9 protein-coding genes are annotated in these 12,782 nt (G+C 37.2%); 1 reads left to right on the top strand and 8 read right to left on the bottom strand.

What is annotated here, in order from left to right; translation table 11 throughout:
- Nucleotides 1-10: 10 nt before the first annotated feature.
- From wecB to H8S75_RS18980, 6 genes are all read right to left on the bottom strand, one after another.
- A complete protein-coding gene (gene wecB / locus H8S75_RS19005; protein WP_187022985.1) occupies nt 11-1,108 on the bottom strand; it encodes a non-hydrolyzing UDP-N-acetylglucosamine 2-epimerase in 1,098 nt (365 codons plus the stop codon).
- A 1-nt stretch (nt 1,109) separates the two neighbouring features.
- Nucleotides 1,110-2,195, bottom strand: coding sequence for a glycosyltransferase (locus tag H8S75_RS19000; RefSeq protein ID WP_187022984.1), 1,086 nt, complete (start codon nt 2,193-2,195; stop codon nt 1,110-1,112).
- Between the two features lie 12 nt (nt 2,196-2,207).
- The gene (locus H8S75_RS18995; RefSeq protein WP_187022983.1) at nt 2,208-3,134 is read right to left on the bottom strand and encodes a glycosyltransferase family 2 protein; all 927 of its coding nucleotides are present in this window, start codon (nt 3,132-3,134) and stop codon (nt 2,208-2,210) included.
- A 20-nt stretch (nt 3,135-3,154) separates the two neighbouring features.
- Nucleotides 3,155-4,318, bottom strand: a complete 1,164-nt coding sequence (locus H8S75_RS18990) for a glycosyltransferase (protein WP_187022982.1) — start codon at nt 4,316-4,318, stop codon at nt 3,155-3,157.
- A 153-nt stretch (nt 4,319-4,471) separates the two neighbouring features.
- Nucleotides 4,472-5,860 (bottom strand): sugar transferase, encoded by a 1,389-nt coding sequence (locus H8S75_RS18985; protein WP_187022981.1) that lies wholly within the window; start codon nt 5,858-5,860, stop codon nt 4,472-4,474.
- Entirely contained in the window at nt 5,857-7,509 is a 1,653-nt protein-coding gene (locus tag H8S75_RS18980; protein WP_187022980.1) for an O-antigen ligase family protein, read from the bottom strand. Before H8S75_RS18980 ends, H8S75_RS18985 begins: the two co-directional genes overlap by 4 nt.
- Nucleotides 7,510-7,798: 289 nt before the next feature.
- Between H8S75_RS18980 and H8S75_RS18975 the strand changes: the two genes are divergently transcribed.
- Entirely contained in the window at nt 7,799-9,364 is a 1,566-nt protein-coding gene (locus H8S75_RS18975) for a hypothetical protein (protein ID WP_187022979.1), read from the top strand.
- 121 nt (nt 9,365-9,485) lie between these two features.
- Here the strand turns inward: H8S75_RS18975 and H8S75_RS18970 are convergent, their stop codons facing one another.
- Both H8S75_RS18970 and H8S75_RS18965 read right to left on the bottom strand, forming a co-directional pair.
- Nucleotides 9,486-11,006, bottom strand: a complete 1,521-nt coding sequence (locus tag H8S75_RS18970; RefSeq protein ID WP_187022978.1) for an N-acetylmuramoyl-L-alanine amidase family protein — start codon at nt 11,004-11,006, stop codon at nt 9,486-9,488.
- Nucleotides 11,007-11,083: 77 nt separating this feature from the next.
- Complete coding sequence (locus H8S75_RS18965) at nt 11,084-12,724, bottom strand: PspC-like choline-binding domain-containing protein (protein WP_187022977.1); 1,641 nt, start codon at nt 12,722-12,724, stop codon at nt 11,084-11,086.
- Between the last annotated feature and the right edge of the window lie 58 nt (nt 12,725-12,782).

Below are 12,782 nucleotides of genomic sequence, written 5' to 3'. Positions count from 1 at the left end.
TATGAGTAATTTACAAATGACTTTCTAAAATATCTGCAATTCTTTTACATGCAAATCCATCCCCATAAGGATTGCTTGCATGACTCATTTTTTCATATTCTATATTGTTATTTAATAATAAGTTGAATTCCTTATATATCGTATCTTCACTAGTTCCAACCAGTTTTAAGGTTCCTGCTGAGATACCTTCTGGTCGTTCTGTTGTATCTCGCATGACAAGGACAGGCTTACCAAGAGAAGGGGCCTCTTCCTGAATTCCACCACTATCTGTCAGTATTAGATAGGATCGTGATAAGAAATTATGAAAATCCAGAACATCCAAAGGCTCAATAATATGAATTCGTTCATCGCCCCCCAAAATCTCCATTGCTGCCTGACGTACTGCTGGGTTCATATGGATTGGATAAATAACCTTAATATCTGAATTCTCATCTACTATCCGCTTAATTGCCCGGAACATATGATGAAGCGGCTGGCCTAAATTCTCTCTTCGATGTGCTGTAAGCATAATCAGCCGGCTTCCCTCTGCCCAGTCCAGTTCAGGATGAGTATACTTCTCGTGTACTGTCGTTTTCAGCGCGTCAATAGCAGTGTTACCAGTGACAAAAATATTAGCTTCTACCTTACCTTCTTTTAATAAGTTTTGCCTAGATTTTTCTGTAGGAGCGAAGTTAAACTGAGATACGATTCCGGTAGCTTGGCGATTAAACTCTTCGGGATAGGGGGAGTAAATATTATACGTTCGAAGCCCGGCTTCTACGTGTCCTACAGGAATCTGAAGATAGAAAGCTGCCAGGGCAGTTGCAAAAGTAGTAGTGGTATCTCCATGGACTAGCACCACATCTGGTCCTTCTTTCTCCAGAATAGGTTTGATTTTTTCAAGTATAGAAATCGTTACATCGAACAACGTTTGGCGATCTTTCATAATTGCCAAATCATAATCAGGATTAACTTTGAATGCCTCCAGAACCTGGTCAAGCATCTGACGATGCTGACCGGTTACACATACAATTGTTTCCACAGACGCTCTTTTTTTTAGTTCATTTACTAAAGGACACATCTTAATTGCTTCCGGGCGAGTTCCAAAAACTAACATAACTTTTTTCATTTTAAGACTCCTTAACTTCGTTTATTATTTGTTCTATTTGTTCTACTCTGGTGATCCAGCTGTTCTGTTCCAGAAAATTTTTATATTCTACTTCAGACTTAAATGGAACGTTCAGTTTTTTATGAGACATTGAGACCATTTCATCATAAGTATCGTATATGTATATTAGTTTTTTAAATTCTTGTATCTCGTTGCTATTTACAGCAAGTACCGGTTTATTATAGGCAAGGTACTCATATATTTTCACAGGATTAATTGTATCTAACAGTTCTGTTTGTTTAAAAGGATAGAGACAGACATCAAAAGAACAAATCCAGTCAGGCACCTCTTCCTTAGGCACTGTACCTGCATATTTTATATTTGGCATCTTGCATTTGGAAATATCACATGGTCCAACCAGAATTATGTCGCAATCGGGGTTCGCAACAGCCAATCTTTTTACAGCCTCAGTATCAAACCAATGACTAATTTTTCCTATATAACCAAATACTTTTCTACTGGTACGGTATACTTGTTGTGCATGCATTGGCTGCAGATATTGAAAACCATTTGGTACAAGGTACACATTAGAATATGCCTGCATTCGATCAAGAAATTGCCGGGCTGTTACAAAAATTAGATTACATTTTTTTAGTAATTGTTTTTCACAATTAGTAAGATATTTCCTTATGATACTATCAGAAGATAATTTAACATTATCATCCATCTTGTCATATACAAGCATCTTAGACACATCTAAAGGTAATAGTCTTTGCCATACCTCATAACCAATCCAGATCATATCACATGTTTTCAGAAGATTAGAAAGTTGTCTTCTTTCGAATATTGTATTTATACGTAGTGGATCCATAAACTGCATACGAAGTGGAAGCGAAAATCGCCCATCCAGTTTCAGTATATGCAGTGTAGGAGATATATCATAGCTGTCCGTATAACAACTAAGTGCTTTATTTTTAAGAGTGCCAATATAACTAATGGTTGGCTCTATATACCATACATCATGTCGTTTTGATAATGCCTCTGCAATTTCTTGGGGGCGTTGCTTTAAATCATGAAATGCCAACGGGGAAAAATAAAGTATCTTCATTTAAACTCTCTCTTATAATTTGCCAATTAAAATAATAAACTTTAGTATAATATTATCTAGCACTTTCTGACGGTATAACTTTGAGGTTAGTGTAAGCTTTATGCGGTATAAGAATTTTTGACGCGATTTAAGTAAATCCTTAATAAGCTTCATGTTTTCTATCGATATCTTAGGAAGATCGATATCTTGGTTATTGGAAGACAAATCATTATTTCCAAACACTGTTAAAAAATTAGACGCTTGATAGTAAATTTCACCTCTAGGCTTAAATAACTGCTGAAGTCTATAACGGAATAAATTGTTTTTGTTTATCATTGCACCAGAAGTATTGCTTCCATGTTGACGGTAAAGTATATAGCTTTCTTTATCATAATACACCTCGCCAAAACATGTAGCTGTTAGATAAAACCACCAATCATGCATAATTGTAAACTCTGGTATTCTTACACGCATAATATCTAATAATTTCTTATTCATTACAGCAGTACAACCAGTACACATGTCCTGTACTAACGCATTTCCAAAACTTGTTTTTTTCATTACTCGACTAACTGTAACTTTTATTGGCTGTAATTCTTCATCTACAATTACCTTGTCACTGCAATATAATACAGGCATACTTTTTGAATAGTCTTTTAATATAGAAACAGCCCTGCTAATTTTCCCAGGCAACCATTTATCATCCTGATCAGCAAAGGCGTAATAGTCTCTTTCTAAATTTGCTTTCAAAATTAAATCAAAAAAGCTTTTCTGTACCCCTATATTTTTCCCAGAGTACCAGGTAATGCTAGAATACTTTTTTGCATATGCACTCAGAATCTCACGCGTCGAATCGGTAGAACCGTCATCACGGATGAGGAGGTCTATCTCTTCGTAATCCTGAGCTAAAATACTGTCTAATTGAGTTTTAATATATTTTTCGCCATTATAAGTGGACATTAATACTTGGACCTTCATTTTTAATTAACCAGATACAAACGCTGCAGTTTTTTCGCCTGTTGCTGAAGCGTTATGCCTTTTTTATTCATTTTTTGAATTGCGTTATCAGAAACTATACTACGCGATAAAAGATCATTATCAAAAGTTTTAATTTTTTTTAAAGCACCATTAACCCAGGAAAACTTTGAATTTTTTAATGGCAGATACATTACATTTCCTAACGAAGACTCCTTCGGAACGTAATTAGAGACCATACACTGAATTCCAGCTGTCTGTGCTTCAAAAAGTACAATTCCAAGTCCTTCAAATCTTGATGGAAGTAGAAATAGATCTATTATTTGCAATAAATCTCCGACATCATCCCTTTGTCCTAAATAAACAACATTTTTTTCAACATTTTTTTCAACAACCAAATATTTTATCTTGGATTCCAGCGATCCCTGTCCCACCAATAGTAATATGCTTTCCGGCCTCCGCTTCTTCACCTCAGCAAACACCTCAATCAAAAACTCATGATTCTTCTGCCTCTCAAATCTCCCCACATGTCCAATCACAAACTTTCCATCCAGCCCCATCTCTTTCCTGAGCCGTTCCCTCACCTCAGGCCGGAAACGGAACTTCTCACAATCTATCGCATTGTGCATGATAAAAATCTTCCCGGCCTTCAGCATTTTCTCGCCATACAAAAACTTTCCTGCCGCTTCTGAACATGCAAATCGCTCTACTTTCATAAAACGAATCGGCAGACACAATATCCGATTTCTCACTGCATTAAGCGTCTTATCTGAGTACTTCGTAGCATGACAGTGAACAATAAACTTTTCCAATCCATATCTTTTAGCTATAGGCCTTAGCAAAAATGTCAAATACACTTCATGGTTATGCAGCCAGGTATATTCTCCGGCATGTAACCGAAAAAATGAATTCAGCTGCTTTATAGACTGAAAAGAACTTCCTGGCTTGTCAATGCAGTAGATTTTTCCGCCTAATTCCCGGATTTCTTCCATATAAGAATACTCACAGGCAATAAAGTGCAAAAAATCAAACTGGACTTTATCCCGGTCTATATGCCTGTAGTAATTCATTATGACGCTCATAACGCCGCTTCCACGGCTCAGAGTGGAAACAAAGTGCAGAACCCGAATACAGTCTGTCTGTGTACCTTCTCGCGTGATATCAGCCATTTAAGCCCTTTCTGTGGTACTTCCCATAATCGCGCTTATGCGACCTAAACCTTCGGATAGTATACCACCTAATCTCTTATTAATCAACTTTTCAAACAAAATGTGTCAATTTACTTCTTACATTTTTTCCATTAACAACCATATGATCCTAAATCAATCCTTTATGCTTGACGCTGCCGCTTCCTCTCTGGCAGATTGTTCAGCCGGACTTTCCTTTACTCCCTCTGTACTTTCTTTCAAAAGCATAATTTTAGGAGTCATAAGAATCAATTTCAAATCCAGAAAAACCGAATACTTCCTTATATAAGTAAGATCGAGCTTCAACTTATCATACGCAGTCGTATTATACTTTCCATATACCTGCGCATATCCTGTTAAGCCAGCTTTAACCTTAAGGCGATAGGCAAATTCCGGAATTTCTTTTTCAATTTCAGCAGCAAGTTCTGGACGTTCCGGACGCGGCCCTACTACAGACATTTCCCCCTTCAATATATTGATTAACTGGGGAAGTTCATCTAATCTGGTCATTCTGAGGAAACGTCCCACGGGAAGAATTCTGTCGTCAGATTCTGATGCCAATCTGGCGACGCCATCTTCTTCTGCATTTTGTACCATTGTTCGAAATTTATAGATCTCAAAGACCTTTCCGTCTTTAGTCAAGCGCAACTGCTTATAGAACACAGGCCCCCGGTCTGAGCACTTAATCATTAAGGAAATAACTGCCCAGAATGGGAAGGTAACAATCAACCCCAAAGAGGAAAAAAGTATGTCTATCAGCCTTTTAAAAAACTTCTGTTCAACCTTTAAATCCTCGTTCCTGGAAAGGTATAACGGCGAATCAAAAATATTTAACTCAGCCGATGAACTCAAAAGAATATCCGAGATTTTAGGAACCGTATAGCTCCTTATTGATGACCCAAAGCATTCCTTCATTAAGCAGTTTCTTTCATGTGATGGAACATCTCCGATAATTACAGCATCATAATCTTCTGCCATTTCCATAATCCGTTTTATACCAATTCGGATATGTACTGCTCCACATATCTGGTACTTATCTTCCCGTGAATTAATCTTTTCCTGTAAATGGAACGCCGGAATATCTCCATATACAAGCAGCATTCGCTTTTTAGGAAACATCTTCTCATATACAGATTGAAAAATCAGTGCCCATAAAACTATTAATATAACGTCAGTCAACGTCATAAGAAACATTACTCCTACCGGCGGAAAACCTAACGCAAGTAATGCGATCTGGAGGTACGTAATAATATTGACAAAGATAATTGACAGTATTTGTGAATATATCACATTACCTGTCTTGTAAAAGCCAATCTTCAAGCCTCCATAGGTTTTTAGGAAAAATAGTAAAAGAATTCCGTATACTGCTACCATTAACCAGTTGCCCCGTCTAAAAAATGGGGCTATTATAAGATTATTGTAATAACGGTGCCATACAATCCAATAGGCCCCAACTTCCAGCAGTACGATCACAGAAGATGAAAATAATTTTATCAGCCTCTTATATTGCTCGTAATTTCTCATTTTCCTTTATCCTTACTTCCAACCTGTCTGCAGTGTTCTCTTATCCCCAACTCTCCCAGCATTAAAAACATCCACATAATCGGAGTTGCAATCGGTAAGTTCAAATTGACAAATGCCTGCGTACTGTAACATATCACTGCAAAAAATGCCGCTGCGATATATTGATTTTTTCCAGCTTTACGAATAACTCGAACTATGAAAGAGATTATAAAGACAAGGTACGCAATTAATCCTGTTATTCCTACAGTAATAAGATAATGTAAATACTCATTATGAGCATTATCAAAAATCTGACCATATATATTCCCCTGCGTCTTATCTAATAAAACAATTCCAAAAGTATCAGGTCCAAAGCCAAATACTTTTTTCATCATTGGAAACTGTTCGAAGCATTCCATAGCATTACGCCATATGTAGCCTCTGTGAGTCCCCCAGTCATCATTAAACAGCAGGTATCCACCAAGAGCTCCATATCGTTCCGTATTCCCCTGGACGTTAACATCAAATAATGCATATCCAACTCCTAAAATACAGATTATCACTATCGCCAGCCAAATTATCCGCAGTACCCCACACCCGGTCCATTTCTTCTCATCTCCTTCAGAATCATGAATGTGGATATCTGCATCCTGGTTTTTCTTTTTTGTATTTGCATAATCTAGTCCATAAACAATAATACAAATAACCCAAAGGAGTATTACAATCGATAACAGTCCATCATATTTAACTATGATATTAAAGGCACTTTCAATCCCAAGTACCCTGTCACCCATTCCAGCATTGATCCAATCAATACATTGGATTACCGAAAAAAAGGCAGCAAGCATCATTAAGTATGATTTCACTTCCTTCTTATCTTTAAACAGATAAAGTGGAAGGAGGCCAAATAAAGCTGCTAATGATAAATAGGCATTATCACTGATTCCCATTACTAAGGCAAAAAAACTAATCACTAGGCTTGCAAAATAAAAACACTTTTTTTTCCATTTGTTTTCTGCAGCAAACAGTACTGCCGATACTGCTGTCACCATCCCTACCAGTGCTGTGTACGTATTAATGTTACCGATCGTTGAGGTAAACATAAATTTCTGTTCTTCCAGCATTCCCACTTTAAAATGTAAAAGGTCCATCTTAAAGTAATCAGTAATCCCAAATATACAGACGAGTAGATTTGCAATTAAGAATGCGTCCAAATACCATGTTTTCAATTTCCCTAATCTGGTAACACAAAAATACGCCACACCATACAAACAGAGTAAGAAGAGCCCTGAATATCGCCCTTCATTTCCCCAAAAAGATTCATATACGTAATCGGAACTTATCGTTGATATACCCGCGATGATTAGAAAGACCAGCAATGCGACATCAGTGACAGAAAATTTCTTTATGAACTCGTTCCACTTAAAAGAAGTAAAATACTGTTCCAACCTATTATGTTCTAAACAACCGGCAAAAATAACAGCCACCACTAAAAGGACCACCGAGCCAATATAAAAATAATATTTGGCCTGTAATATATTATAATATCGATCCATTACAAAAAGCGGAAACAAACATAAAATCAAAAATGTAAAAGTATCTATTGTATGCGATAAAAGTGCAGAATCGCTTTTGCTGTTCTTTCTTTTATCAGTTTTTACTGACGACATAGTTATCCCTCTCCATACTGCATATTACCATAAATCATCAATTTATGGTTTACTTTTATTACACAGTATAACATTTTAACTCAGATACCGCAACCGCATCCCTCATGAAAAAGCTGGGATATTATTTAAGATTTTATGAATTTTTGCGACTTTTATTCCCAGATTTTCAACGCATTTCCGCACCTTCCAATGCTGCCCATAATTTCCCTTATAGGAAGTATAATTACCTCGTAATGCAATTAGGAATTTCAAAAAGTATTTCAAAAAGAAAAAGGAGAGTGCATTAATTATGAGAAAGCAGACAAAATTAGTTGCAGTATTATCTGCAGCAGCTCTGTTAGCTATCGGTGCCTCCATGACCTCCTTCGCAGCTCAGGGCTGGCAGGAAGAGAATGGTACATGGGTTTATTATGACAAGGATGGTTATCAGGTAAGTGATCAGTGGCAGAAATCAGGTAACAACTGGTTTTATTTAAACAGTGATGGAGAAATGGCCACTGATACAATCATCGAGGATGATGACTACACGTATTATGTAGATGCAAATGGATCAATGGTTACTAATCAGTGGATTCAGGTTGAAAATGAAGATAGCTATGGCGATGATGATCCTGATTACTTCTGGTATTATTTCCAGAGTAACGGTAAAGCATACAAAGCTCCGACTAGCGGAAAAACTTCCTTCAAGAACATAAATAGTAAAAAATATGCTTTTGACAGCGAAGGCAAAATGCTGTATGGTTGGGTAAATGAGTCTTCTGAACGTCAGACAGGTGATGATGCTTGGACAAATGGACTTTATTTCTGTGGCGATGAGAATGATGGTGCTCAGGCTAGCGGCTGGGCTCTGATTGATGTCGTAGATGACAGCCAGGATGATCCTGATCAGAGTTATTACTTCTACTTTGATGCCAGCAATGGAAAGAAAGTAAAAGCTACTGATGCCAGTGAATTAAAGAGCAAAACAATCAACGGCTTAAAGTATAGCTTTAATGAATATGGTAAGATGGTATCTGAGTGGGCAATGCCGAAGGCATCTGATGATGCAGCATCTGTTAGCAGCTATCATTACTTCAACTTACCAGAACAGGGCTGGAGAGCTAAAGGCTGGTTTAATGTAGTTCCTGAAGAAGATGTAAATAAGAGCGCTTATGATGATGACAGCACAAAGTGGTTCTATGCAGAGAATGACGGTGATATTGTTAAATCTAAGATCAAAACAATCAATAGCAAGAAGTATGCTTTTAACAATAAGGGTGAAATGCTTAGTGGCGTTCAGGCACTGGCTATGACTTCCAGTTCTGACATTGTTGGAAATAAGGCTATTGATGATGCTGATTTAGTTGATGATTTAAAAGATGGCTCTTTAACATTTGATGGTTATAACGGAAAGCCTTGCACGATTGGCACCGACGTATATGTTTATTACTTTGGCGCAGGTAGTGATGGTGCTATGAAGATTGGTAACCAGAATGTTGACATTGACGGAGATTCTTATGCATTTTCATTCGGCAAAACCGGTTCTAATAAGGGCCGTGGTTTAAATGAAGCTGATGATGTTCTTTATGTAAATGGTCTCAGAATTAAGGCAGATTCTGATATGAGATATCAGGTTTATGATCTTACAACAGGTAAGTTCTTAGATAATCCAAAGGCTGCTGTAGGAGTTGACAGTGCATATGTAGTAAATACTTCTGGTTCTATTATGAAGAATAAGAAGAACCTGAAAGATACAGATGATTATTATTACTGTACAGACTCTAAGGGACATGTAACTGGTTATGATGAGACTAAATGTGGTACTAAGAGAGATGATGGTACAGTTTATACCTGTAATAACCCAAAACATAAATAATATCTCTTTTAGTAAGATTTAGAAATTCTAATTGCCGAAAAGAGGCTATCGCATTATTCCGCGATAGCCTCTTTAATATTATAGAGAACACTTACTCATTTAATAATATATCTGGACTATTTCAGTCTACCCTAGCCCCATTTTCATCCACACAAAACCCATCAGGTGTCAGCGCCTTTGCAGCCATAGAACCGTTGTCTTGTAAATAATACCATTTTTTATCAGTATCCTGGAACCATCCAGTCTTCATAGAACCGTCCCGATTAAAATAGTACCACTTATCTGTTATAAATGCCCAGCCTGTTACCATGGATCCATCAGGACGCAATAAATACCATATGTCGTTTATTTGAGCCCAACCAGTGACCATATTGCCTGTATTATCTATATAATACCATATACCTACCGGATCCCATAACCAGCCTGTCTTGAATCGACCATTTGGATCCAGATACTGCCATAATCCATTATCGCTTTGTCGCCAGCCAATATCATTGCTTTCAATGGTATTATACTCATTAGAAGTAAAGGTATTATCTATACCGGGGCCACTACTTGTGTTGCTATTATTACTTCCGCCCGAATTTCCACCACCAGAACTACTTCCACCACCACCAGAGCTACCCTCACCATCGTTGTATGATCCTGATATTATTTTATATACTAATGGAAGTGGAGAGATTCTCCCTCCCATTTGGCAGCCATCCTTAAATTCAAACACCAAGTCAGATAATAGATAGTTACCATTGTAAGCATTGGGGTTCTGTTTAGCCTTTTCCTTTATATCATCAAAAACGGATTGTTTCATCTGTATTTGAAAGGTTACCTTTTTATTTCCATCAATAATACTCTGATCAAACGTATGATCTGTAAATTCGAAATTTCCGTTTTCATTTAATAAAATACACCCGAGTGAATCATTGTTAACTTCTACCCCCATATCATTAGGCACGTTATTTATATCTAAAATGTAGGGGGTAAATGAAATAGTCATAATAGGTGGAATTGAACTTCTAAGATTTATATTTCCAATATTTTTATAAAAACTGCCGCCTATTCGAATTTTTGTCCCAGAATAACGATCAATATTGTTAGTATAATGTTCGTCATAAAATCCATCAATACAATAAGTAACATGAATCTGACCCAATATCTCGTTTTCTGATAAAATATTAATATATCCGCTATCAAGCGGCGGCTTATTCAATGTATCCAAATTCTTATCAATAAATGCAACCTGAATATTGACTTGCTCTCCTGGCTCTATTGTATCAAAATAAACTGGTGTAACTGACAATTTTTCTGTCATATTATCTGATATTTCAAAGTGAATATTAGTTTTAGTGCCGGTTAGATTGTCCAATCCAATAACCACATTAATTGGTTGAGGTAAGTTATAGGTATTATTTAGCTCATGATGGATGTCAAAGACTATATTTGCAGGCGATACATTAATAAGAGTGTTTTCAGACTTATCAATATCTTTTTGCAGTGATGCATTGCTGTCACTGGCCATTATTGGTACATCGGGATATTTGATTGAACCTATTAAGGCCTCGGCTTTTGCTGGAAATATATTAAAAACTGCTGTAATCAAAAAAACAAAAAAAATTGCAGTTAATTTGTAATAAACTTTTTTCATATAATCTCCTTTAACCTTTTAAAGCGGACGAAGAATAATCTTCGTCCGCTTTGGCAATTAGAATTTCTAATCAAATATTAGTGAATGTTGTTCTTGTCATGCTTAACGCCATCTTTGCTGTCACATTTTTCAGAACCATAGTAGGTAACTCTTCCGGCGCCGTCTGTGCAGTAATACATGTCATTACCGTCTTTAACATTCTTCTTATTCTTCATCAGAGAACCTGAAGAGTTAAGTAAGAATAAAGGTTCTTCTTTGTATCCTTCGCTTCTTGCTGATACTTTAACACCAACCGCGTCAAATGCTTCGTATTTAAGATCACTATCAGCCTTGATCTTTCTACCCTGAACATACATTGCGCTCTTATCGTAGATAAAGGTTTTCACAACTGTACCATCACCAAGTACCGTATCGGAATAATTACCTACAGTTGTAGAACCAAATCCTTTACCCTTGTTATTGCCACTCTTACCAAAGAAGTAAGCATAAGTATCACCATCTACGTCGACATTCTGAACTCCAGTCTTCATAGAACCATCGTCAGAAGATCCGAAATAATATACATCAACATTTAATTTGATGTTATTCTCATCTACGTAAGTGGCTCTCTCGTCGCTTAACGGAATACCAGCCTTAGCATCTTCTTCCTTCGGAGCCCAGTAGGATTTAACCTTAGACTCACTGTCAATCTTTTCTGCACCCCAAATCAAGTTATCATCGTCTACGCCTAAAGCATATAATCCGCTTAACATTTCACCTTTGTCGTAGAATGCATACTTCTTACCATTGATGGTCTTTAACTGATTTACTACTAAATAGCCATCATTGTTGGCATAGAACCACTTCTCTTCATCATCCTGATTTGCTTCTTTGTTAATCTTATCTGTTGGAACTGCCTTAAACCAGCCTTTTCTTCTGGAACCATCTTCAGAAGTGCTGTAGTTCTGGTAATTAGAAGCAGTTGGGATTTCTCCAGCAGTAGCCTCTGTCCAGCCAGATACCATCTTGCCCCAGCTATTAAAGCCGTATTTTCTTCCGTTGATTGTTTTGTTGGTAATGGAATCTCCATCTTCAGCAAAGAGCTTCTTACCATTTGCTTTGAAGTAGAACCAGTAGTCCTGATCTTCATCATCTTCATCTTTATTAATTACATGAATCTGTGACCAGCCAACTCTCTGTGCACCATCATCTTCTGTACCACAATAATAAAGCGTAGTGGACTCTTTCCAGCCTTCATCATCAGTTATTCTGTTAGATGTGCCATCAACCCAGCCATATAACATTTTTCCTTCATCATCAAAAGCATATTTCTTGCCGTTGATAGTCTTGAAGGAGGTTGAGTCGCCAGCTTTATATGCTTTTCCAGATGCCTGGAAATAATACCAGTAGTTTGCTGGTGCATCGTCACTGTTATCGTCATCATTAGCTACCTGTACCCATCTGTTAGCAGCCATAACACCATTTTCATCAACATAATAGGTATAATCGCCGTCTTCAACCAGAGTTTCTGTTGCCATCTCTCCGTCGTCATTAAGGTAGAACCAGTTATTTCCTGACTTCTTCCATTCGTTGCTTACTTTGTAGCCATCGCTATCGTAATATACCCATGTACCACTTTCTTCCTGCCAGCCCTGAGCTGCGAAGGAGGTCATGGAGGCACCGATAGCTAACAGAGCTGCTGCAGATAATACTGCAACTAATTTTGTCTGCTTTCTCATAAAAATGCACTCTCCTTTTTCTTTTTGAAATACTTTTTGAAATTCCTAATTGCATTAC

Origin of the sequence: Hungatella hominis (assembly GCF_014288005.1) — a bacterium.
GTDB lineage: Bacteria > Bacillota > Clostridia > Lachnospirales > Lachnospiraceae > Hungatella > Hungatella effluvii.
The sequence above is the reverse complement of the archived record's forward strand: the minus strand, read 5'-3'. Positions and strand labels throughout refer to the sequence as shown.

Excerpts from the sequence above, each read along its gene's own strand:
- H8S75_RS19000 (WP_187022984.1), bottom strand. The coding sequence starts at position 2,195 with ATGAAGATACTTTATTTTTCCCCGTTGGCATTTCATGATTTAAAGCAA.
- H8S75_RS18980 (WP_187022980.1), bottom strand. The coding sequence starts at position 7,509 with ATGTCGTCAGTAAAAACTGATAAAAGAAAGAACAGCAAAAGCGATTCT.
- H8S75_RS18970 (WP_187022978.1), bottom strand. The coding sequence starts at position 11,006 with ATGAAAAAAGTTTATTACAAATTAACTGCAATTTTTTTTGTTTTTTTG.
- H8S75_RS18985 (WP_187022981.1), bottom strand. The coding sequence starts at position 5,860 with ATGAGAAATTACGAGCAATATAAGAGGCTGATAAAATTATTTTCATCT.
- H8S75_RS18995 (WP_187022983.1), bottom strand. The coding sequence starts at position 3,134 with ATGTCCACTTATAATGGCGAAAAATATATTAAAACTCAATTAGACAGT.
- H8S75_RS18965 (WP_187022977.1), bottom strand. The coding sequence starts at position 12,724 with ATGAGAAAGCAGACAAAATTAGTTGCAGTATTATCTGCAGCAGCTCTG.
- wecB (WP_187022985.1), bottom strand. The coding sequence starts at position 1,108 with ATGAAAAAAGTTATGTTAGTTTTTGGAACTCGCCCGGAAGCAATTAAG.
- H8S75_RS18975 (WP_187022979.1), top strand. The coding sequence starts at position 7,799 with ATGAGAAAGCAGACAAAATTAGTTGCAGTATTATCTGCAGCAGCTCTG.
- H8S75_RS18990 (WP_187022982.1), bottom strand. The coding sequence starts at position 4,318 with ATGGCTGATATCACGCGAGAAGGTACACAGACAGACTGTATTCGGGTT.